We start from the raw sequence: 20,226 nt of genomic DNA on the forward strand, positions 1-20,226 counted from the left end.
CTTGAAAGGAAAAAGGGTAAAGAGAATGGTGCATATTTTCAGAAAAATCCATTTAAAGGAGTGCTTTGAAGTGAGACTGGAAACGACGACTTACTTAGTAGACAAGTTTTCTGCTGTCCGCAATCAAACCCTAGCATTGATCGAACCGCTCGAACCGGAGGATTTTATTATTCAAGCCAGCCCGGATGTCAGCCCGCCGAAATGGCATATCGCACACACCACATGGTTTTTTGAGCGGATGATCCTCCAGGAATATGATGACCAGTATACAGTGTTTCATCCAAAGTATAACTATTTGTTCAATTCCTACTACAATTCGATTGGACCTTACCAACCGCGTCATCAACGAGGTGTTCTGTCTCGACCGACCGTCGAGGAAATACTTGCTTACCGAATGCATGTGGACAAAGCAATCTTGTCCCTGTTGAAACAAAAGCGAGAAACACCCGTTCAGCAAAAACTGGAGCAACTGATTGAAATGGGGCTGCAGCATGAACAGCAACATCAGGAATTAATCCTGATGGATGTTAAGTACAACTTTTTTGTGAACCCCTTACTGCCTGCTTATCAAAATAAAACAGAACCTGAACGTACTTTTGACGTTGACGGTTCACCGACATTTAAACGGTTTGAAGGGGGACTCGTTGAAATCGGTCATGATGGTCAAGGGTTTGCCTTTGATAATGAAAATCCAGTCCACAAAACCTGGCTCAACCCGTTTGAGTTGGCAAGCCGACCGGTCACCAACCGTGAGTTTCTGGCATTCGTCGAAGCAGGCGGGTATGAACAGTCGGAGCATTGGTTGTCTGACGGGTTTCATGTCGTTAATCAGCAAAGCTGGAAAGCACCTTTGTACTGGATGAAAAACGAACAAGGTGAGTGGTCCGTCTTTACCTTAAACGGAATCAAACCGTTACACTTGGACGAACCTGTTTGTCATGTCAGTTTTTACGAAGCGGATGCCTACAGCCGCTGGTGTGGAAAACGATTACCGACCGAGGCGGAATGGGAGTACGTCGGACGGCAGGTCGAACAACGGGGGAATCTGATGGGAGAAGGGTCCTACCATCCTCGACCTGTCAGTTCCGATCTGCAAGAGATGACCGGCATGTTCGGTGATGTTTGGGAATGGACTGCGAGTGCCTATGCACCGTATCCGGGAAGCCGACCGCTTGAAGGGGCGTTAGGGGAATACAATGCGAAATTCATGTGTAACCAGATGGTGTTGCGAGGAGGCGCATGTGTGACGCCGGATGATCATATCCGCGAGACGTACCGTAATTTCTTTCCTCCGGATAAGCGTTGGCAGTTCAGTGGTTTTCGGTTGGCAGGTGACCTTTAAATGAGTCAGCAGGTCAAAAGTTATGACATGTATACGAAGCAACACAACATGCGTCAGGAAGTGTTGTCCGGATTATCACAAGACAAGAAGACACTTCAGGCAAAATACTTTTATGACCAAAGAGGGTCTGAATTATTCGAACAAATTACACGACAACCGGAATACTATTTGACGAGAACGGAACTCGAGATTTTATCGCAGCATCAAGTGGCGATTGCCGATTGTATCGGACCGGTCCATACACTGATTGAGTATGGAAGCGGCAGCAGTCGGAAAATCAAAAGTCTGCTCAGCTCATTACATCAGTTGGAGGCATATATGCCAATTGATATTTCCAAAGAGTTCTTGATTCAATCCGCGCATCAACTTTCGCAGGACTATCCGACTTTGGATATCAAAGCCGTATGTGGTGATTATTCGACGCCGCTGGTCCTGCCGATTGAAGACAAGCTGAAAAAAGTGATTTTCTTTCCCGGATCAACCATCGGCAATTTTGATCCCGACGAGGCCGCTGCTTTTTTGAGTCGTTCGTATCAACTGCTGGAAAAGGGTGACGGCTTTTTGATCGGTATTGATACGAAAAAAGCGGTAAGTGTTCTCGACGAAGCCTATAACGATCAGGCGGGTGTGACGGCACAGTTTAATTTGAACATTTTAAAGCATATCAATGAATCACTTGAGGGAACGTTTGATCTGACATGGTTCGAACATGTTGCGTTTTATAATGAAGCGCTTGACCGGGTTGAGATGCATCTGAGAAGTCGGATTGATCAACTGGTGACCGTCGCGGATCAGACATTTAGCTTTAAACAAGGTGAAACCATCCATACGGAAAATTCCTATAAATACAGTGTGGATGACTTTCAAGTGTTGGCCAGACAAAATGGATTTACTCCGGTCACATGTTTTACGGATCGAAACCAATATTTTAGTGTTCATTATTTAGAAAAGACATGACGGCAAAGAAACGACCATCCGATGGCGGATGGTCGTTTCTTTGTCAGGTCAGTCGGCTTCCGTCCGGAATCGGGTGTTCCGGGCAGACCAACACGGGCATGAGCTGATCGAGAGAACCCAACTCGAGAATGCGTCCGGAGGAGCCGACGACGAGCCCCGGGACGTTCAGGGCGACCAGTGCTTGTTTGCCGATGATTTCTTCGTATTCAAAACGTGTTTCTTTCCAATCGAGAAACAAAGACTGTTGAAATTCTAAAAAATCAATCAGTAGTAACAGTAATGCGGGTTCTTCGTCCGAAGTCTGAAGCGAACGAATTGTACCGACACGAATGTCGAGGGATTTCAGGTGATCAAGAGTCACGAAAGGTTTGATCGGATGCACATTCAACTCTCCTTTGATATCTTGAATATAGAACGTTTGTTCTTGTTTAATGGCGGGTATAGACTATCAAGAAGGTAAAAGTTCGTTCGTCGTGCGCTCATTGCGGTAAATAATCCTCCAGATTGATATCGAGTTCTTGCCCTAACGCTAACTTCGCTAATTCACGCCCGAGATAAGGACCAATCGTTAAGCCGGAGGCTCCAAGCCCGTTAGCGACCAGTACATTCGGATGAGTCGCGAGCCGTCCGATGATCGGTAAGGAAGTACTGGTATAAGGACGAAGTCCGACACGCATCTCATTGATTTTCGAGTCTTCCAGTGCAGGTGCAACCGGCAAGGCGCGTGTCAATAAAGCATGCATGCCCTTGACGGTCGGTTGGAGGTTATAGTCAAGTTGTTTCTCATGCGTGGAGCCGACTGCCAATTTTCCATCCTCGATCGATACAAGGTACAGTCCGCGTTGCCCCATGATGACGGGCCATTGTTCTGTCTGTTCCGCCGTGATGTCCAGATGGAGAATCTGTCCCTTCTCAGGACGGATGTCAAGTTCAAGATGCAACGGTTTCAACAACTCATTGACCCAGACACCTGCCGTCAAGATGATCTGCTCCGCGTAATGCATTTCATCCTCAATTCGGACACCTTTCACTTGACCGTCCACGACGATTAACGAGGCATCTGCTTCAACCACCTTCGCCTGCTGTTTGAGGGCGCCGCGTTCTAGTGCAGCGCGTAACGCACGTCCGTCAACTCGTGCTCCGCCGGAAACGAATAATGCATCCTCGACATATTCAATCAACGGAAACATCTGTTGCACGCGATCAGCGGTCAAACGCTCGATTTGCTGGATCGCCGGCGCCTCGGGAAAACGATTTTCAGCAATGACCTGCATTTTTTCGATTTTTGATGTTTCGTGTAAAGCGATAGCGCCTACTTTTTGATAGCCGGTCGTCGTCTCACCAAGTGCCTCGAGTTCCGGAATCAAGGTGTCATAATAATGAGCACCGTTATTGGCTAACCGATACCAAGCCTTGTTCCGACGTTGCGTCATCCAAGGACAAATGATTCCGGCTGCGACGTGCGTGGCACGACCCGCTTCTTTCCGGTCCACCAACAAGACGGATGCTCCTTCTTTCGCTAAATGATACGCGGTTGAGGTGCCGAGAATACCTGCTCCGATCACGATATGGCTGTACATGCTTTTCATCTCATTTCTAAAATAATCTAGTTCAAGTGTAAAGAAAAAAACGGTAAAGAACAAATACGAATGAGCAGATGAAAACTGCACATTCAAATATGGGGAATGATGGGAAAATAAAACTTTTTATCAGAATGTTTCGTATACTCAATATAAACCTACATTTCACACGAAATTTACGGTTAGAAACTGCCTAATTCGGAAAGATACCCTTATAGGCATCACGTCCCGACATCATCGACTTGAGCATGGAGTCACCATTGAAGGAGGGGAAGGCAATGAACATTAGTCGCGCCATTGTACGCAAACGCTACACGGATCACACTTTGTTTTATTCTGCCATCCTAACTTGGAAGTTGCTTTTCTTCCTGCCCTTACTCATGTACGTCAATAGTGGGTCGGACCATGTTTTTCGTCTTTATTTTGTTCCTTATTTGACGGTCATTGTTTTATTTCGTGTCATGACCTACTTTGCCACGTATAAGGCTTCCTTTATGGAAATGACCGAGATGGGCTTATCTGTGTTCCTGATCATCGCAGATTTCTACTTGATTGCGTTATTTGATATTCCATTACCGTTTGGGATGGTCATCATGTTGTTATCAATCTTGCATTTTACTGCTGCGTTCAGTCGTTTTCGTTGGTTTCGTCGTCGGCTTTGGCTCAACCGCCATTTGGAAATCTTAAATTTTCTGACCGATCATGGTGAGACGCCGATCAAGATTGCCGTGGTATCTGAAGACGAGATGCTTGTGACGACAAAAAGCGGCAAAGAGTTCACGTACCGTCATGTTTACTGGAACGGCTTTTACTTCGAACGCGGATAAAATAAAAAGACTGTAGACTCAGAGCTACAGTCTTTTTTTGATGGAAATGGTACCGATTGTTTGCGATACTGAAGGCACAGTAACGAAAAGTAGGTGAACGTTTATGATACGTTGTCTCCTTGTGACAACCGATCATCAAGTTTTGGTGGAATCGGATTTAGATCGACTGCACGCACCAAATATCAAATGGTATTTTGTTGATTTTGACCAACCGACGGAGCATGAAAAACAACAGTTGGTGTCGGCATTTGAGTTTCATCCGTTGGCGCTTGAGGACTGTTTTCAATATTTGCAACGTCCGAAGTTAGAATATTATGAAGGGTACAGCTTTTTTGTTCTGCATGCCTTAGATACGGAATCGTTAAAAGGGAAGGAAATTAATCTGTTTGCCAATGAGAAGTATGTCGTTTCCTACCATGAAGAACCATCAAGCGAGATTGATTTGGTGTTCAATGCCTTTCAACGGATTCATGGCGACCATGAGCACTGGACGATCGAGATTGTACATAAAATCATGGATAAGATCGTTGACGGCTATTTTCCAATCGTGCATGCATTGGAAGATAAGATTTTTTCACTCGAAGGACGTTACGAACAGCGTGGAAACGATAAACGCATCATGGAAGACATCTTTGATATTCGATCCGATTTGTTGGAAGTGGCGCGAACGATTTTACCGATGCGGGATTTGTTATACCGTGTCGTTGAATCAAGACGACTGGCGATTCATGCAAATAAAAAAGCATTTTTTCAAGATATCTACGATCATCTGCTGAAACTCAACGACATGATCGAGTACAACCGCGAGATGACTTCCGAATTTCGGGACAATTTTATTTCGCTTAATTCATACCGGATGAACAATATCATGAAGACGTTGACGATCTTTACGACGATTTTTATGCCCTTGACGTTTATTGCCGGGATTTACGGGATGAACTTTGAACACATGCCGGAACTGACGACGAAGTATGGCTATTTCTTTGCTTTGGGCGGAATGGCGATGATCTCGATTAGCATGATTTTGTATTTCAGAAAAAATCATTGGTTTGATGAGTGAGGGGGAAAGCGGTTGGATATTCGACAATTACGATTTTTTACGACTATCGTGGATCAAGCGTACAACTTAACCCGTGCCTCGAAACACCTACATATTTCGCAACCTGCACTCAGCCAGCTGGTCCGCGATTTTGAAGAGTCGGAGCAAGTCGAACTGTTTGAACGCCATCATGGGCGTTTGACCGGTCTGACCGATGCGGGTCGACAATTTTATGAAGACGCCTTAAAAGTGTTACGCCAACATCAAGTCATGATGGAACATCTGCATGAACGATCCAATCTGATGCGGGGGAAAGTCCGGCTCGGCATTCCGCCTGTCATCTTACCGGTCCTGTTCTCGCAACTCATCCCGAAGCTGATGGCAGAACATCCGGGGATCGAGTTGGAAGTGATTGAAGAAGGGGCATTTGAATTAAAACGTCGTCTGTTGCTTGAAGAATTGGACTTAGCGATTTTGATTGAGCCGGGAGAGTCGTATGGAATCGAACGTTACCGGTTGATTGAAGATGAGGTCGTCGTCGCAGTCCGTCCCAGCCATCCGTTGAGTCAGCAACAGAACGTATCCTATCAAGAGTTGGCTGCAGAACCGCTTGTCATTCTCAATGACAGTTTCATGTTGCATCATCAAATTCTGTCGCAGTTTCGAAACGTTCAGGTGGAACCGCACATCTTTTTTACGTCCGGAGCGTGGGATTTATTGATCGGGATGGTCCAGGAACTGGATGTCGTGTCGATTTTACCAGAACCGATTTTACGGTTTCATCACGCGGAAGATATCCGAATTCTTCCGTTCGACCCACCGATGTTATGGGACGTCTCCCTCAATCATTTGGCGGGAGTCGAACAACGGCCGCTCGTCCGTCACGTCCACGAGTATGTCTTACATTATTTTAAATCGTACTGGCCGCGTCCTTCCGGTCGAGAGGAAGCGGAATAAAAAAATCCCGGACGATTCGTGTCTCTTTCGATAAGAGGACGAAATCGGTCGGGATTTTTGTTGACGTTTGGCTGGTATCAAGACGCGGACGCTGGTAACAGCTGATTGATTTTTACCTGTGCTTCTTTATACGGAGCAAGCGGATTTGGAGCGCTCAAGGTATTGCGTTCAACCTCGATTTGCTTCCGTAACGTGTCCTGCAGTGCCGCATACATCGCATCGAGTAAGACGATGACGTGTTGATGGGCGACAGTGCGTAATTGTTGTTCCTCGGAGTCCAGATATGCGGTGGCGTCCGGTTTCGTCATCTGCATCAAAGCGTCTTTTAATTGTTCTTTTTCGTTCCGTTCAAAAAAGGCTTTGGCATTTCGGAAATACTGTTTGACGGATTCGTAAGGTGTTGGGTCAAGAAACGGTCCCGTAAAACTTACAGCCGGCATCGAAAATGCCTCGAACGGCGACAATTGGAAGGACGGATTTAATTTCGTCGCAAACTGTTCTTCCTCTTGAAAACGTTGCGCAATGGCAGTTTTAATCCAACTGTCAATCCGGAAATGGGTCACCCGCAGTTCTTGTTCAAAATCATATTTCAAGAAGCCGAGCAATTCCTCCAAGGCTTGTTGTAAAGCGTGCTGTTTCGTGGCATTCGCAAACCGGACCGGATGATAGGCTTCTTTAAAGAAGTCCGGGAACCGGTAATAAATACGCTGATTGACATGATGCAACAATTCATGAATTTCAGCAGATAACGCATGCCGCAGCAAGTCGGGGCGATGATTTGAGAAGTGTGTCTCGATTGTGGTCGCAATGTGGTCCAGTTCTTCCAGACGGATCTCTTTTCGCGCAATGTTGGATTCGGTTTGTTCAATCACTTGGCCCAACCGATGAACGGTTTTTTCCGTCTCATCCGATAAGGCTTGTAAGGCCAGTCCTTTTAAATCCTGTTCCAAAAACTGATGGAACACCTCTTCGAACGCGGCAAGTCCGGATTGCTGACTCTGTCCTGTCAGTTTTTCGGACAACGCCTGCAGGCTGGAGACGCCAAACAGGCGCGGCGCACGAATTCCGAACCGTTGCAATTCGGTTCCGACATACTGTAAGACGTCTTGTTTTTCGGACTCCTGACGGGCTAAATCAATGGCATTGACGATAAAAAACATCTTGTCGAGCTCAAAGGCATCCTTGACGCGTCCGAGCTGAATGAGAAATTCCCGATCGGCGCGCGCAAACGCATGGTTGAAGTACGTGACGAACAAAATCGCATCGGCATCTTTGATATATTCGAAAGCGACGTCGGTGTGGCGGGCATTGATCGAATCAGCACCCGGTGTGTCGACCAATGTAATCCCGAGACGCGTCAGGGGACTGTCGAAATACAAGTCGATGATATCGACAAAACAACTGAGATGTTCTTGGGCGACGTATTCCGTGAACGTTGTCCGATTAACGGTTTGGGTTGTACCGATGAACCGTTGAACGATCGGATAACCGGTCGAAAAGGCACGTAAGAACGGAGCATTTCGTAACTCCTGTTCCGAACGGCTTTCAATCCAAGCGAGTGCGTCGGCAAGTGATTCGGCGGATGCGTCGAATTTGTGCAGCACATCATTCAAATCGCTGAGCAACTCCTGCTCGGTTTTAAACAGGATCGTCGCCGTCTCATGCGGATGTTCCGGACTGACCGGATTGATGCGGTTGATCGATGCCGTCGTCGGGTTAGGTGAAACCGGTAAGACCGCTTGTCCGAGCAACGCATTACAAAACGACGATTTACCGGCACTGAAGGCGCCGAACAACGCAATCGTAAACGTACTCGCAGTGACCCGGGTCAACTTGTCTTCGAGATAGGCGACCGTTTCTTCGAATCCGGGCACTTGTGACAAAATATCCTGGATCTTCTTGATGTCATGAAGCGAGTAGGTCAGTGCTTCTGTAGAGGCTGTCGCAATCGGCTGTTCGACCGTCGCCGCTGTTTCTTTAAGTGATTCATGTGGTGTGAACGGGACGACATCTTGTGCTGTCCGTATCCGTTTTTGTTTCCATGCCGCTACTTGTTGCCGGGCAAGTTCCAGTTGATCATCGGAAGGAGCGGCGGCTTGTTCGAGATAGGTCGTCATCCCATGCCGCGTTATCGTTTCTGTCGTCAACAGGTCACGTTTTTGGCGTAAGACATCTTGTTCGGCCAGTAACGCCTGAACGGCTGTTCCATCCATCCGTTCGAGTTCCAGACGAACGCCGTCCCGCCACCGGTTTGTTTCTTTGACGTACCAGGCACTTGTCTGGCTGACGACCCGATTCGTAAATTGCAGGACGGATTCGCCCGTAATCGTGATGCCTTCTTGCAACGCTTCTTCCATCACGTCGAGTGGAGGATCAAGCGGAAACTGATCGATCTGTAACGATTGCGTATCCGACAACAAGCCGGCTTCTTTTAATGATTGTTTCATCAGTTTGCGCAGGTGCAAAACGACTTCGGAGGTCGTGACGGACTGCAACGCATGCAACACCTCTTCGGCAATCTGTTGCTGGGTTTCTTGTGTTTTCTTGGCACTTTTGAAAAAACCGACTTTAAACGCCGGCTGACGCGATTCAAGAAACGTCTTCATCTTTTCGCGGAGTTCAAACGGCATCAACGTCGCATTTCGAAGTAAACTTTCGCGGTGTTTGGAAAAACGGCTGATCCATTGTTCCGGTGACATCAACTGGATTTGTTGCTCGATCTGTGCCAAGCGTGAGAAAACCGTCTCCGGCTGGAGTTGTTCTTCGCGTGTCAGCTGTTCTTGACTGGCTTGTTCGGCTTCTTCGATCCGGGTACGCAAGTAGGTGACGTGTTCTTGATGCAGGCTTTCGAGCGTTGTCGCCGCGGACTGGAGCAGTTTCGGTTGAACGTCCCGGATGCTTTGCTCCACCAATTGTTTGACCGTCGCAAAATCGTTGTCCGGCTGTTCGGCTTCACGCAAGCTTGTAAAGAAGATTCCTTTTGGTTCAACACCGTGTGCTGCGAATGCCTGACGGACAGAACGCTTGAACGACGCAAACGATAATTCGTTCGACTGGTGTTTATCAATTTGATTGACGATCAGGTACAGCTCAGGAACGGAACTAAGCAATTCCTTCGTGACCATGAAATTCAACTCGGACTGAACATGATTGTAATCCATGACATAAAAAATAATATCGGCTAAGTGTAAGGCGGATTCGGTTGAGATCCGGTGTGCGTCGTCCACGGAGTCGACACCCGGTGTGTCCATCAAGACCAAACCGTTTGGTAACGTCGATGCCGCATGGGTGATGTCGATTCGTTCGACCGTTCCGTCACGCCCCAGCGTCTCGAGGTGAGACAGCTCATCGGACGTCAGCTTGACGGACGGACGATCATGGAAATGGACGATTGCTGCATCGTGTTGGTCATGTTGGACCGTGACGATATTAGCGCTCGTCGGAATCGGGCTTGTCGGTAAAATCGATTCGCCCGTCAAGGCATTGATCATGCTGGATTTCCCGGCAGAAAAATGCCCGGCAAAAGCAATCGTAAATTCACGTTTCAACAATTTTTCTGAAAATTTATCTAATTTATCCAGTCGGAGTTGGTCCGACGAGGGGTGAATGAGTGTTGTCAGAAGCGCGGTCGCTTCTATCTGGTTCGTTAATCGTTCTTCGAATGAGCGCATGCGTATGAAACCCCTTTCTAACAATCCTGTTTCAGTGTAGCATGGTTAATTTATGTTCGTCATCTGTTGCAAGTAAGTTGTTGATACCCGATTTACTTAAAGCATTCAAACTGACGTTTTTCCAAAAATGGTTTATGCTGATACAGCAGGAGTAAACAGGAAAGAACTGTTAGATTTTATGTTACATAATGAAACGAAACATGGCTTGAGTCCTCTGAAAAGAAGGACTCAAGCCATGTTGGTCGAAATTTAAACAGTCAATTGGGTTCAGGAACAATCATTTCGGATTCGTCCGGACGCTCTTCAGTCGTTTGCATGAGTCGAAGCAAGTGTAATTTAAACAGATACATCACAAGTAAATGGATGTTGGCTTGCGTCGTTTTGTACAGTATCCACGGTAAGGCGGGTACATACTCATGGATGGCGATGAGACATTCTTGGGAACCCGGAATTTGGCGGAATTCGATCCGGCCTTTACTCCCGTCTTGTACTTGGGCGAATAGTCCGCCCGTAATCCGGTACGTCGCTTGTTGGGCATCTTGGAACGGTTCTTTTGTCAACTCAAGCAAGGGTTGATCCAAGAAGGGAACTTGAATCTGGACAACTGTTTCGTCCGCCAGGTGAGACGTCAGAAACGGTTTGGCGAAAGAAGACAACCAGTCGACATAATCATCGGCTGCCCAGTTCGCATCCCGACCTTCCGGAAGACGGACCCGTTGGACGGACCGGACATCCAGTGATTCGAGCTTCTTCGATGAACCCGACGAGCCTTTTTTCTGTTGCTTTTCTTCTTGTTCTTCTTGAAGTGCCATCCGAACCGACTCTTCAAAGGAAATTTTCCCGTCGCTGATTCCGTCGACCATCTTTTCCGGGTCGGCGACCATTTCATGTACCATACTTTCAACGAGTGGATAAACCGTCTCTTTCGGTTCACCGGAGACTAAAGTGACCCAAAGCCGCGACAGATTGACCGTCATGAACGGTAAATCAAAGGTCGGCTGTTTTTTGCCGATCACTTCAGCCGTTTTTAAAATCATTTCTTTATAAGTCATGGATTCGGGACCACCGATGTCGATCGCCCGATTTTTTAAGTCATCCCGTCCGACGCTTGCACCTAGGGCGTGGATGACATCAGGCAAGGCGACCGGGTGCGTTTGATTACGTGTCCATTCCGGAAGTAACATCACAGGCAGGCGTTTGACGAGCTTAGATAGAATCGGGAAGGAAGAACCTTTGGGTCCGACGATCAAAGCGGCGCGAATCGTCGTCACCGGTGTTCCGTAAGCTCCGAGCACCCGCTCGACTTCGAGACGGCTTTTCAGGTGGCGCGACAAATCTTCTGTTTCTTCGGGGATGATTCCGCTTAAGTAGACGATTTGCTGAATGCCGTTTTCTTTTGCGGCGCGGGCGTAATTGTCAGCTAAAATCAAATCCATGTCTTCGAAAGATCCTTGTGTCAGTTTGGCGGACGGCATCATCGAATGGACCAAATAGATGGCGATGTCTGCGCCCTGTAATCCGTCAATCGTATCGTTAAGTGAAAAGAGATCACATGACCGCCATTCGACGTTCGCCTCATCATCTTTGTCGTCGCCGTTACGGGACAGCGCAATGACATCATATTTTTTCTTTAATTCATTTAATAAATTATGTCCGATATATCCTGTTGCACCGGCGAGCGCCAGTCGTTTGCGTGGTTGTGTCATTTGATTTCCTCCTTGATTAGCACTACTTGAGGAATTTACCCGAATCGATCGCTTCGTAATCCAAACAAGTGTTTTCAAAAAATAAGGCTTCAGTCGTTAAAAACAGGGAAAAGAAAAAACAGGGAACACAATCAAGGATTCAGCAGCAGTATCATCTGCACATTTACTTTTAGTTTAGGGAGAGGGACGAAGATGAATGCAGTCTGTTTCTTAGATGAACACCACCATAAGCGCTATCACATGATTTTGAGACGGTTGAATGCGAGGAATCGGTCAAACCATTCGTTTCAGTCGATCCTGTTCTTAGCAACGGGTAACTTACAACTGTTGCAACTGTTCAGTGATTATTTTTTCCCGGAGACGGGTGAATTTTTTTACCAAGAGTTGTTAGCGGAACCGGTTGATAATCGGATTATTGAAGTCGAGCGTCAATTGCTGGTTCAGCTGTATAATGGTCGTACGACCTTGACCGTCATCGAGGTGATCGACCAGTTGAACCCGAAAGACTTGGAACTTGCGTTAGGGGCCATTCAAATCCGATCATTCGGCGCAGATGAAGGCATCGTTCATCGGTAACAAAACTAATCCCATAGCTGACTAGATAAGAAGTGGAATCGTTGATGATTCCACTTCTTTTTTGTGAGTCTCATCCTCTTTTCCATAACAAAAGAAGAAACGCTAAAAGATGTTTGTGACATCAGTTTATTATCATAAAACGGTATCCGAATAAAAGCTAAGCTTGTTTATTAAGATTTGATTGAACGGAAATCAACCTGGAAATAAGATGTAAGTAACAGGAAATATGTGACGACCATCGTCTGAAATTTACGATGAGACGGGAGAGGAGTGAACGTATGCAACTCAAACAATCGATTTATTTTCATTCGCCGATTTTCATTCAAAACATCTTGACGACGATATATGGGCGCGTCTTGTACCAAGAACGATATGGAAGCGTGTATCAAAAACGTTTTCAAGAATTGAAGGAGAAAGAGCAATTTCGAATCAACGCTGAAAAAGAACAACTGAACCGTCTGAATCACTTTCTGACGTTTTGTTACGACTACAGCACTTATTATAAAGCGCTTTTTGACGAAGCGCAGATTTCTTTACCGTTTCACCAGTTAGAGGAGTTGAAGCAGATTCCTGTTTTGAGCAAGGAACTGTTACGCACACGCAATGCAGATATCCACGCTAAAGTCCGGGCACCGATTCTTGGAAAAACGGGAGGGACGACCGGAAAGTCGATTCAAGTCCATTACACAAAAGACGATATGCAAATCCGGATGGCACACTTGGATTACTTCAAGTGGACACACGGGATTGAGCGCGGGATGCGCCGGGCCAGTTTTACCGGTCAAGTACTCGCTGCAACAAATCAAAAATCACCTGTCTATTGGCGGATGAACAAAACAATCAATCAAATGCTGTTCACGATCAAAAACATCAATCCGCAGACGGCCGCTTCCTACATCGAACAATTGAACCGGTTTGATCCCGAATCGATTGATGGATTACCGTCCGGGATGATTGAAGTCGCCCGGCATGCCAAAAAATACGGAATTCCTTGTACATTCCGACCGAAAGCGATTTTCCCGACGGCAGAGATGATGACGGCTGAAGAACGGAAATTGATTGAAGAAGTGTTCCATGCTCCGATTTTTGATCAGTATGCCTCATCGGAAGGGGCACCGATCGTCGCTGAATGCCGTTACGGAAAAAAACATCTGCATTATGAAATGGGCATTATCGAAGTCGAGGCAGATGGGCAGATTCTTGTGACGAGTTTTGACACACATGGCACGCCTCTCGTCCGCTATCGTGTCGGAGACCGGATGACACTCAGCGAAGAAACGTGTCAATGTGGTCATGCCGGTCCAATCATCGCATCGATTGATGGACGCGGACGCAGTTTCATTCAATTGAAGGACGGCCATCGCATTTTTGAAGGCGAACTTGCCGGTATCGTTCGTGCCTTTCCGAACTGCATCGAACGTGTCCAATACATCCAAGCAGATGAAGAGGAAGTCGTCATGCTGTATGTACCGGACGAACGCTGTTTTAAAGAAGAACATGAAAAAGAGCTTTATTTTGTCTTGAAACGGTTATTTGGGGGACAAATGGAGGTTCTCTTGCGAGCGGTTCCGGAAATCCCGAAAGAAATCAGTGGCAAGACGCTGCTGATTAAACAGTTGATCCCGGACAACTTATAGTAAATAAAGATGTAAAAAAAAGCAGGTCTTTCCTGATTTTAAAAGGGAATGATCTGCTTTTTTTATGTTGTCAAAAGAGTCGCAAACTGTAAAAAAAGGTAAAATGCTAGCACATTTCAAGGGAACCGGATGATTTTGTCATGTAGTTGTCAGAAAAGCGACATAAGCTAAAGGTATCAGATAAGTTCAGAATTATTTAAAGTGGATAAGTGATCGATTCATTGTTCGAGTGGTCGGCAATCCAGTCGTTGTTCGAAAGGACGTGCGCAGATGGGAATCAAAGAGCAAGTGTATCTGTATTCACCTGTGTTCCTACAAAATCTTTTGACGACATTGTACGGCTATCAGTTGCAGCGGGACCGGTATGGACCGGCGTATCAACAGCGGTTTCAGGAATTGATGGACAAACGGGCGGAAACGATCGATGTCGCAGCGGATCAATTGAAACGGCTCAATGATTTTTTGTTGTTTTGCCAGCACCACAGTCCTTATTACGAAGCGTTGTTTGCAGAATTGAACCTACAATTGCCGTTCGAGAAGCTGACGGATCTGAAGCAGATCCCACCACTTGAAAAAGAAACGTTACGGCAACACATCGGATTAGTCCGAACGGATCTGCCGGCCCCGATTATCGGCAAGACAGGCGGCACGACAGGAAAGTCGATTCAAGTCCATTATACGAAGGCCGACATGCAGATTCGAATGGCGCATCTGGACTACTTCAAAGCGACGCATGGGGTCGAAAAAGGAATGCGGCGCATCAGTTTTACGGCGCAAGCCCTGGTTTCGGAACATCAGCGGACCCCCGTTTACTGGCGGATGAACCGAGCGCTCAATCAATTGTTGTTCACCGTCAAAAAAATCAGTCCGCGTACGATGACCGCCTATCTGCAAGCGATCGACGAGTTTGATCCGGAATCGATCGACGGTTTACCGTCCGCGATGATTGAACTTGCCTATCATGCGAAACGAGAAGGAATTGAGCTGTCATGCCGGCCACGCGCCATTTTCCCGACGGCCGAAATGATGACACGAGAAGAACGGCAATTGATTGAAGACGTGTTCCATGGACCGGTTTTTGATCAATATGCTTCATCGGAAGGGGCACCGATCGTCTCGGAATGCCGGTGCGGACAAAAACATTTGCATTACGAGATGGGCATCATTGAACTGGAAGCAGACGGAGAAGTGCTCGTGACAAGCTTCGATACCCACGGTACACCGTTGATCCGCTACCGGGTCGGAGACCGGATGACCAGCAGTGGGAAGACGTGTTCCTGTGGTCATCCCGGTCCTGTGATTGATTCAATTGACGGTCGAAAACGGGGCTATCTCATTAAACCAGACGGTCAAAAAGTATTTGAAAGTCAGCTGTCGAGTCTCGTTAAAGTGTTGCCGAACAGCGTTGAACGGGTCCAGTATATTCAAAACAGTGAACGGGATATCACGTTTTTGTACATTCCGGATTGGACACGTTTTTCGTCGGAACACGAGCAACAACTTTACCGTTTTTTGAAAACCTTATTGGGCGCAGACATGCAGGTGTCGCTTCGGGCAGTTCAAGAAATTCCGCGTGAGGTCAGCGGCAAAACGTTACTCGTCAAACAAATGATGGCCTAAAAGGCGGATCTTTTCGAAGATCGGTCTTTTTTTGTCGGATCATTGGCCTAGTTCAATGGAAATAGATGCCAATCTCTTGTAAAATGGGAATCATTAGTGGACTAGGAGGAGAGGCATGAAACCAAGCCCTAGCATTTTGATTCTCGGGACGATGCACCTAGATCGTCCCGACAACGGTGATCTGCTGCATCCGGCGCCGATTATAGTGTCGGATGCAGACCGTCAACAGCAAATCCAGACACTGATCGACGTGCTGTTGACGTTTCGACCAACGAAAGTGGCGCTCGAGACGACGTCTGACCGACAAGCACAACTCGATCAAGACTATGCCGCCTATCAAGAAGGTACTTTTGAACTGACAGCCGATGAGCGGCATCAAATCGGGTTCCGGTTGGCCCGTCAAGCGAAGTTGCCACAGGTAAACGGCGTCGATTGGAATCAATCGATTGAGGGAGTGCCAAACCTCACTCAACTCGAACAGGAAGAACCGGTTGGATTTCATCAGATCATCTCGCGGGAAACCTTACGGATGAAACAACTGGATCAAGACATCATGGGGCTCGATTTTTTGACCTTCTTTCAGAAAATCAATCAACCAGACACGACACGGGGTATGCATCAGACCTATTTGGAACTCGCGCGTCTCGGGGAGACAGGCATGCAGTGGGTTGCCCGGTATTGGTATGTCCGGAATCTGACGATCTTTAAGAACATCCTCGCACTCGTCGAATCATCGGATGAACGGATTATCGTGATTTATGGGTTGGCCCATGTGCATCTACTGCAACAATTATTAACAGACAGCGGTCTGGTCGAAGTGACGACACTCGACGACCTGACACGATAAGGAGAGAAGTCAATGTTATTTCATTACCATCTGTGGACGCCGTTCGTCGAAGAGACGGAACGGTTTTATCAAAAGCTTGGTTTTCGCGTGACGCAACGAATTGGAAAACAGGACGGAACGTTCACGTCATTTGACCCGCCACTTGACTGGGACGATTTCCGGAATGAAAAGATTCTGTTTCGGATCATTGAGATGAAACGAGGAGCAATCAACATTACGTTTGGGTACGGAAAAAAAGTCGCCTTCGACCACATCGGCTTTTGGGTGACAAAAGCCGAGCGGCTGGCGACACTTCAACGGGCGGAAACGTTGGGGTGGACGGTCCAGGCGAACGAACGCCGGACGTTCATTCAGACGCCTTACGGCTTTCGGATCGAATTGCAGACGCATCTGGATGCGATCGAATCACGATCGGGGGATCAACTTCTGCAGCTCGAGATTGCGACACCCCAATCAGGTCTTGCAGCGATGTTACACCGGTTACTCGAGCGACCGGTTCCGGAAATCACGACGTCAGCAGCCGAGCAGACACGTTTGGTTGACGTGACGTTTTCCGGTGAGCACGCAAGACACGAGCAGGATCCAAACGGTCTGGAAGTGCGGACGGTGAGTAAGGTGCAACGTTAATCAACGAGTGGATAGGTGACGAAGACTTTTAACGGATGCGCGTCTGTCAGCAAGCGCTCGAAACATGCGACTAGATCGCGGGAAGCGACCGTTTGTTCATACAGTTGCTCGAGCTGCGGAACGTGCGGTGCCGTCTCGAAAAACCACGCAGCATGAGCGCGGTAATCCCACCCGTCACTCGAGCCGACAATCCGCAATTCTTTTTCGAAAAAAGCCGGCGTCAACGATAACGTCTCGTGATTCCCGTCCGACAAGATACAGAGTTGACCGTGAGGAACCAATGCCTCCTGTAACAGAGCAAAAGCGTCCTGACGGGCTGAGCATTCGAATGCATGCGTAAACGTGTCGGAAGACGGATCGTCGGCCTGAAACAAAGCCGTCGCGCCAAGTCGTAAAGCGAGGGCTGCCCGGACGGGATCCGGTTCAGAAACAATAATGCGTTCGACCTGATAATAGTGACGGAGATAAAAAACCGTCAATAACCCCATAACTCCCATCCCGGTCACGAGTACAGAATCCGTCGGCAGAGGCGCGAGTTTCCGCACGCCCTTCGCGGCGTCACACGACAAGATGTTCAGTAAGGCGAGTTTAGCGGAGATCCCGTCCGGAACAGGAATGGCTTTTGACGCCTCGACAAGCGCGACGTCCTGATGACCAAAAAAAGCAAGCAACCGGTCGCCGACCTGAAACTGGGTCACGTCTGTCCCGACGGCGAGGACTTGGGCGTAGCTTTCGTAACCGGTCTCTTTCGGATAGATCGGAAACGGGTCCGTTAGATCGTTGCCGCGGATTTGCGGCAGCTCGGCGCCGATGCTGATGGCTCCGGCGATGGTTCGGACAAGCAATTCGTTTGCTTGCGGGGGAGGCAGTGTATGTGTAGTCCAGGCGACGGAACAAGCTGATGTCACCTGTAAGCGGTGCTGATCCATTAAAAACCCTCTTTTCTGAAAAAGTGATTCATCTTCATGTAGTATAAGGCAAAAAATTCCTTTTCAAAATAAAAATATGACAATTTTGTAAGGTGTGAACTTTTGCCAAGTAACCTGTTTACCAATCAAGATATGCTATTCTAGACAAAAGACTGAACAAGAAGAGGACGTGGCAGACATCGAACGCATCGAAATGTCGATTCATCGTGGATTAGTGGAATTAAAAAATTTAGATAAACGGATTCAAAAAGCACAGACCAAACCGTTCATCGGTGTTCATACCGGCAGTCAGGCTCCGGCAGGTTATCCGTCGGTCGTGACGTTTGCCGAAGAAGCCAAAGCCAATCTCCAATCGATTCGGGACTTGATGGAACGACGGAACCGGATCAAGTCGGCCATCACGGCGTCGAACGCTGTAACGGTCGTCCGGATTGCCGGGCGCGAGATGACCGTCGCCGAAGCCATCGACCGACGGGATGCCGGTCTGGTCTATGACCGTCAATTGTTGCAGACATTACAGACGCAACTTCGGCAGGTCGAGCAGACGATCGAAGAAGAACGTCAGGATATCACGCGTCGGGCTGACAGCCATATCGAGGCGACATATGGTTCACGCGAGAAGGGCAATGCCGAGGAAATCGAAAAGTCACGGCGTTTGTTCCTTGAACGCTTGGAACCAAACTTGATTGATCCGTCGCAGTTACGTCAAGTGATCGCCGAGCTCGACGAAACGATTGACACGTTTGAGGCGGAAGTCGATTTCACGCTGTCGGAAAGTAATACGGTCACGAAAATCTTCGCCTGATGAAAAAATTCCTTGTTTGTCCGATGATCCTGCGACCAAACACGCTTGTTTTGTGCGATAACAAAACGTCGGTGCGATGCACCTCACATCGGTTCTGAATGGAACCTCAAGTGAAAGTTCAACGCTGACAGCTCAACGGATAACGAACAATGGTCAACGATCAAATGATCAAAGCTTAAAGTTGAATGAGCAAAGACGGATAAAATCCACGGTACAACGGAATGAGAGAGGATTTGTTTGTTGCCTCTAGGAACACCGCGTGGCTGGGCAGACAAGGAATATACATAACTAAGAGAAGTAAAACAGGAAAGGATGAGACGGATGTTGCCGATTTATTTGTCTGTTTTGGAAATGTCGAATCTCACCCTTGCAGTTCTCATCGTGGGCGTCATCTTGACCTTCAAATACGGACGCCTGTTTGTGAGTAAAGAAATCCCGGCTGCAAGTAAACGAATCGCCGCTGTCTTGTATGGTGTGTGTCTGTTCGGTTTGAGCGGCATCGTCCTGGTGTTTTCATGATGACGAGACCTTTTTTGACAGGAACCTACCGTGTCAAAGAAGGTTTTTTTGATTCAAAGGCGAAAGGGTAAAGATTGAACAGTGAAGTGATTATTAAACCAAGGGGGAACTGAGGATGGACGGATTATTAAAACGCCGGATCGGGGCAGGCATCGTTGATTTACTCGCACAAGGAGTGGTTGCCGGTGTGCTCGAAGAAACCGTGTTGAAACGCGTCAAAAATAAGGCGGTTCATTCACTGATTACGGAACCGGCCGTCAATTTCCTGCTCGAGACGACACAACTCGCGACAGGAAGCCGGCAAACCATCGGGCAACGACTGTTTCAGATTCAAGTCGTCAGTGACAACGGACAACCGCTCGCTGTCAAACAGATTGCGAAACGGATTGCTTACCGGGAAACGATTGCCCCGATCAAAACATGGAAAAACCGCAAAATTTATCTGCAGGACGGATCGGCGTTACCGGAGGATGAATTTGCCGGTACACGTGTTGTGCGGAAGGGAAAATAAAACAGCTGATTCGAAAAAAATCATATGAAATTACCGGGGACAGCAGATTTTAAATCTGCTGTCCCCTTTTCTTGTC

At 47.5% G+C, this 20,226-nt stretch carries 18 protein-coding genes; 13 read left to right on the forward strand and 5 right to left on the reverse strand.

Features of this window, described 5'->3' with window-relative positions; all coding sequences use genetic code 11:
• Nucleotides 1–70: 70 nt before the first annotated feature.
• The gene (egtB, locus tag KNP87_RS03155) at nt 71–1,342 is read left to right on the forward strand and encodes an ergothioneine biosynthesis protein EgtB (protein WP_353049350.1); all 1,272 of its coding nucleotides are present in this window, start codon (nt 71–73) and stop codon (nt 1,340–1,342) included.
• Entirely contained in the window at nt 1,343–2,299 is a 957-nt protein-coding gene (egtD, locus tag KNP87_RS03160) for an L-histidine N(alpha)-methyltransferase (RefSeq protein ID WP_214720791.1), read from the forward strand.
• 43 nt (nt 2,300–2,342) lie between these two features.
• Here the strand turns inward: egtD and KNP87_RS03165 are convergent, their stop codons facing one another.
• Nucleotides 2,343–2,681, reverse strand: a complete 339-nt coding sequence (locus tag KNP87_RS03165) for a hypothetical protein (RefSeq protein ID WP_214720792.1) — start codon at nt 2,679–2,681, stop codon at nt 2,343–2,345.
• Nucleotides 2,682–2,778: 97 nt separating this feature from the next.
• Nucleotides 2,779–3,879 carry an NAD(P)/FAD-dependent oxidoreductase gene (locus KNP87_RS03170; protein WP_251135383.1) on the reverse strand — a complete coding sequence of 367 codons (1,101 nt, stop codon included), beginning with the start codon at nt 3,877–3,879 and terminating at the stop codon, nt 2,779–2,781.
• Between the two features lie 461 nt (nt 3,880–4,340).
• On the opposite strand from KNP87_RS03170, the gene KNP87_RS03175 reads away from it, so the two are divergent.
• From KNP87_RS03175 to KNP87_RS03185, 3 genes are all read left to right on the forward strand, one after another.
• A complete protein-coding gene (locus KNP87_RS03175; RefSeq protein WP_251135384.1) occupies nt 4,341–4,706 on the forward strand; it encodes a hypothetical protein in 366 nt (121 codons plus the stop codon).
• 103 nt (nt 4,707–4,809) lie between these two features.
• Nucleotides 4,810–5,766: a magnesium/cobalt transporter CorA gene (corA, locus tag KNP87_RS03180; RefSeq protein WP_119923069.1), complete on the forward strand. Its 957-nt coding sequence runs from the start codon at nt 4,810–4,812 to the stop codon at nt 5,764–5,766.
• A gap of 12 nt (nt 5,767–5,778) precedes the next feature.
• Nucleotides 5,779–6,702, forward strand: a complete 924-nt coding sequence (locus KNP87_RS03185) for a LysR family transcriptional regulator (protein WP_214720794.1) — start codon at nt 5,779–5,781, stop codon at nt 6,700–6,702.
• A gap of 77 nt (nt 6,703–6,779) precedes the next feature.
• On the opposite strand, the gene KNP87_RS03190 is transcribed toward KNP87_RS03185, so the two are convergent.
• On the reverse strand, nt 6,780–10,373 hold the full coding sequence (locus KNP87_RS03190) for a dynamin family protein (protein ID WP_214720795.1): 3,594 nt from the start codon (nt 10,371–10,373) through the stop codon (nt 6,780–6,782).
• 257 nt (nt 10,374–10,630) lie between these two features.
• The gene (locus KNP87_RS03195) at nt 10,631–12,079 is read right to left on the reverse strand and encodes an NAD(P)H-binding protein (RefSeq protein WP_214720796.1); all 1,449 of its coding nucleotides are present in this window, start codon (nt 12,077–12,079) and stop codon (nt 10,631–10,633) included.
• Nucleotides 12,080–12,271: 192 nt separating this feature from the next.
• On the opposite strand from KNP87_RS03195, the gene KNP87_RS03200 reads away from it, so the two are divergent.
• The 5 genes from KNP87_RS03200 to KNP87_RS03220 all read left to right on the forward strand — a co-directional run bounded on the left by KNP87_RS03200 (nt 12,272) and on the right by KNP87_RS03220 (nt 17,386).
• Entirely contained in the window at nt 12,272–12,655 is a 384-nt protein-coding gene (locus KNP87_RS03200; RefSeq protein ID WP_214720797.1) for a hypothetical protein, read from the forward strand.
• Nucleotides 12,656–12,933: 278 nt separating this feature from the next.
• The gene (locus KNP87_RS03205; RefSeq protein WP_214720798.1) at nt 12,934–14,292 is read left to right on the forward strand and encodes a phenylacetate--CoA ligase family protein; all 1,359 of its coding nucleotides are present in this window, start codon (nt 12,934–12,936) and stop codon (nt 14,290–14,292) included.
• Nucleotides 14,293–14,562: 270 nt separating this feature from the next.
• Nucleotides 14,563–15,912 carry a phenylacetate--CoA ligase family protein gene (locus KNP87_RS03210; protein ID WP_214720799.1) on the forward strand — a complete coding sequence of 450 codons (1,350 nt, stop codon included), beginning with the start codon at nt 14,563–14,565 and terminating at the stop codon, nt 15,910–15,912.
• Nucleotides 15,913–16,027: 115 nt separating this feature from the next.
• Nucleotides 16,028–16,759, forward strand: a complete 732-nt coding sequence (locus KNP87_RS03215; protein ID WP_214720800.1) for a DUF5694 domain-containing protein — start codon at nt 16,028–16,030, stop codon at nt 16,757–16,759.
• 12 nt (nt 16,760–16,771) lie between these two features.
• Entirely contained in the window at nt 16,772–17,386 is a 615-nt protein-coding gene (locus KNP87_RS03220; RefSeq protein ID WP_214720801.1) for a VOC family protein, read from the forward strand.
• Here the strand turns inward: KNP87_RS03220 and KNP87_RS03225 are convergent.
• Complete coding sequence (locus KNP87_RS03225; protein WP_214720802.1) at nt 17,383–18,315, reverse strand: zinc-dependent alcohol dehydrogenase; 933 nt, start codon at nt 18,313–18,315, stop codon at nt 17,383–17,385. The two genes, KNP87_RS03220 and KNP87_RS03225, sit on opposite strands and share 4 nt — an antisense overlap.
• A 169-nt stretch (nt 18,316–18,484) precedes the next feature.
• Between KNP87_RS03225 and KNP87_RS03230 the strand changes: the two genes are divergently transcribed.
• The 3 genes from KNP87_RS03230 to KNP87_RS03240 all read left to right on the forward strand — a co-directional run bounded on the left by KNP87_RS03230 (nt 18,485) and on the right by KNP87_RS03240 (nt 20,150).
• A complete protein-coding gene (locus KNP87_RS03230) occupies nt 18,485–19,120 on the forward strand; it encodes a hypothetical protein (protein WP_233550653.1) in 636 nt (211 codons plus the stop codon).
• 321 nt (nt 19,121–19,441) lie between these two features.
• Complete coding sequence (locus KNP87_RS03235) at nt 19,442–19,639, forward strand: hypothetical protein (RefSeq protein ID WP_119923061.1); 198 nt, start codon at nt 19,442–19,444, stop codon at nt 19,637–19,639.
• Between the two features lie 115 nt (nt 19,640–19,754).
• Nucleotides 19,755–20,150: an RDD family protein gene (locus KNP87_RS03240; protein WP_214720803.1), complete on the forward strand. Its 396-nt coding sequence runs from the start codon at nt 19,755–19,757 to the stop codon at nt 20,148–20,150.
• The last annotated feature ends 76 nt before the right edge of the window (nt 20,151–20,226 follow it).

Source organism: Exiguobacterium sp. s192, from assembly GCF_018618795.1.
Lineage (GTDB): Bacteria > Bacillota > Bacilli > Exiguobacteriales > Exiguobacteriaceae > Exiguobacterium_A > Exiguobacterium_A undae.